The sequence below is a fragment of the Candidatus Marinimicrobia bacterium CG08_land_8_20_14_0_20_45_22 genome (assembly GCA_002774355.1).
Classification (GTDB): Bacteria; Fidelibacterota; UBA2242; order UBA2242; family UBA2242; genus 0-14-0-20-45-22.
In genome coordinates, this window is sequence record PEYN01000185.1 from 1 (window position 1) to 2,864 (window position 2,864).

A 2,864-nucleotide genomic window follows, 5' to 3' on the forward strand; every position below is an offset into this window, starting at 1 on the left:
GATGCTTCAGAAGAGCAAATTCGCAAGCGGAGCGAGGAACTTGGCATGGAAACTCTTTTATTCAACGGCATGAAAAAAGTTAAAGAAGGATTGACGACAATCGACGAAGTCTTGAGGATTATTTAATGCCGGAATATTCTTACATAGCAATCGACGCGAACGGGAAAAAAATCAAAGGCCTTACGGAAGCCGAAAGTTCACACACATTGGCGTCTGCTCTTCGGAAGAAATCCATAACGATTATTTCAGCGGAAAGACGCGAGATGAAATCGACTTCCGCAAAAACCGGTAGAAAAAGTTCCTTTTTTACTTTTTCAAAGAAGCTCAAGACCGACGATCTGGTCATGTTTTTTCGTCAGCTTTCGACAATGGTTGAGGCGGGAGTTCAATTGGTTGAAAGCTTGAATGTTCTGACGGAACAAGCCGAAAATGCGGAATTCAAACGAGTAATTCTTGAAGTGAAAGAACAAGTCGAAGCGGGCGATAATTTTTCTAAAGCGCTTTCCCAACACATACATATTTTTCCGCAGATTGCCGTTTCTATGATCAAGGCGGCGGAGATCGGCGGAAACATGGGCTCCATTCTCGATCAGCTGGCGACGTATGTCGAAGACAAAGACAAGATTGAAAAAAAGATCAAATCAGCAATGTCTTATCCTAAATTTATCATGATCTTTTTCGGTTTAGTTGTTTCAGCCGTGATTTTCGGATTGGTTCCGAAGTTTCAGGAAATCTTCGAAAGTTTTGGCGCTCAGCTTCCAGTACCGACTCTGGTACTCATCGCCATTGCGGATTTTGTAAAAAACAATCTAATCATTGAAATCGTAGTGATTGCCGGAGTGGTGTTAGGGTTCAAGTCTCTGAAAAAAAATCCGAAAGGGCGTTATTTTATTGACGATCTTAAATTCAAAATACCTATTGCTGGTGGAATGGTAAAAAAATCGACTATCGCGAGATTTGCCAAAACACTGGGAACTTTAACGAAAAATAGTGTAACGCTCGTCGATGCTCTTGGAATTTCCGGAGAAACCGTTAATAATGTCGTCATCACGGATATAATCGAGAAAGTAAAGAAATCGATTTCCGGTGGCTCATCAATGGCAAAAGCGATGGCGGAACATGCCCTTTTTCCGACGATGATGGTGAAAATGGTCGCCGTCGGCGAAGATTCCGGTGCTCTGGAACTTATGCTTGGAAAAATCTCCGAGTTTTATGAACGACAGTTCAACACGTCGATAGACTCGCTGACATCACTGATCGAACCGATATTGATGATCGGGATGGGCGTACTGGCATTGGTTGTCGTTCTGGCTCTGTATCTGCCGATTTTCCAAATGACAAGTGCAATTCATGGATAATTCTCGTATTGGATATAATGAAAAAGAGTTCGTTTAACAAACACACAAGGAGGAAACTAAAATGAAGAACTTTTTCAAAAATCAAGCAGGTTTCACACTGGTGGAACTGATGATCGTCATCGTCATCGTTGGTATTCTTGCCGCCGTTGCCGTACCGATCTATCAATCGAATGTCTCTAAAGCGAAAATGACTGAATGCGATGCGGCTATGGGCACGATTCGGACTGCTTTAAGAGTCTATTATGCCGGAAATAGTGTCTATCCGACAGCTGCTTCCGGAACGGCCGTCACAGAGGTATTGGGCCTGGATATTACTGCAGATGATTTAACGGGTAAGTATTTTGCCGCTAGTGATTATACACTATTATCAGCAGATTCGACCTACACAATCACATGCACGAATGCCCTTCTCACCACTCCGCGTACATTGGATCAGGCGGGTACTTTTGGTGGTGGTCTTTAAGATTTACCTCGTGAGAGAGGGGGAATCTTTCCCCCTCTCTTTTTTGGTGGACGAATCCATGTCGAACTCTGCAATACGACAAATTGAACAGGAAGACGGCATGACGCTTATTGAAGTATCGATTGCCGTTCTCCTGTCGATGGTCATCATGATTGGTGGATTGCAGTTTTTCTATGGCGGCGAACGATATCTGAATGAAGAGAAGTATCACCGTCTCGCATTATTTACAGTGACAGATCGATTGGAGAACGCAAATCGATACTTGTATTCTGAACTTTCCGATAGTTTAACCGAGGTCAACACGATTGTTATGCTTTCGGATAAGATTGGCTATCGCACGACATCCGTATCGACAGTCGACGACCCGCGTGATGGGATTGGCGGAGCGGATAGCGATGGAATTACGGAAGATTATATAAATATCGCCGTGACAGTTATGATTCCTGGAAATACTGATTATTCCGTTCGGTTATCGACACTAATAACAGAATATTGGAATGAATAAAAGGATGAAATTCAACGCCACAAATAATGACGGTTTTACATTGGTTGAACTCAGTATCGCTATCGTCATTTCATCTATTCTTGTGATTGTCATCGGTAATCTGACAATCGCTTCGAATCAGTATTTCCTAAAAGGTATGAAACAAGCGGGACTTCAACGTGATCTGGCGTTTTTGATGGAAATGCTGACGAACGAAGTTCGTGAGGCGAGCGCCGATCAATCGTTTGTTTATGAAGATTCCTCGAAAGCCGATTCTGGACCGATCTCGACGAATGGAACTTGCATTAAACTGAAAAACCCTGGACGCGAAGTTGTCTATTTTAAAGGACAGCGAGACTTCGTTCTGTGTTCGCAAAGCGGAACAAAAGTTCGGTTCGTCGTCGATAATATCGATACGTTGTTATTCACCAAGGCTTATCTGGCCGATTCGAGTTGCAGTGTTAATATCCATTTGGCAATATCCGAATATGGACATTCAATTTCAGCACATCAAACCATTTTCTTCAGGAACTGATAAATGATGATCGGAGTTTTCATT

At 42.7% G+C, this 2,864-nt stretch carries 4 protein-coding genes; all 4 read left to right on the top strand.

From position 1 onward, the window contains the following. Nucleotides 1–125 precede the first annotated feature (125 nt). The 4 genes from COT43_10435 to COT43_10450 all read left to right on the top strand — a co-directional run bounded on the left by COT43_10435 (nucleotide 126) and on the right by COT43_10450 (nucleotide 2,840). Nucleotides 126–1,358, top strand: coding sequence for a hypothetical protein (locus COT43_10435; protein ID PIS27452.1), 1,233 nt, complete (start codon nucleotides 126–128; stop codon nucleotides 1,356–1,358). Nucleotides 1,359–1,419: 61 nt separating this feature from the next. Further along, nucleotides 1,420–1,821, top strand: coding sequence for a methylation site containing protein (locus COT43_10440; protein PIS27453.1), 402 nt, complete (start codon nucleotides 1,420–1,422; stop codon nucleotides 1,819–1,821). Nucleotides 1,822–1,921: 100 nt separating this feature from the next. After that, on the top strand, nucleotides 1,922–2,326 hold the full coding sequence (locus tag COT43_10445; protein PIS27454.1) for a hypothetical protein: 405 nt from the start codon (nucleotides 1,922–1,924) through the stop codon (nucleotides 2,324–2,326). Then, a complete protein-coding gene (locus tag COT43_10450; GenBank protein PIS27455.1) occupies nucleotides 2,319–2,840 on the top strand; it encodes a hypothetical protein in 522 nt (173 codons plus the stop codon). The genes COT43_10445 and COT43_10450 overlap by 8 nt, the downstream gene beginning before the upstream one ends. The last annotated feature ends 24 nt before the right edge of the window (nucleotides 2,841–2,864 follow it).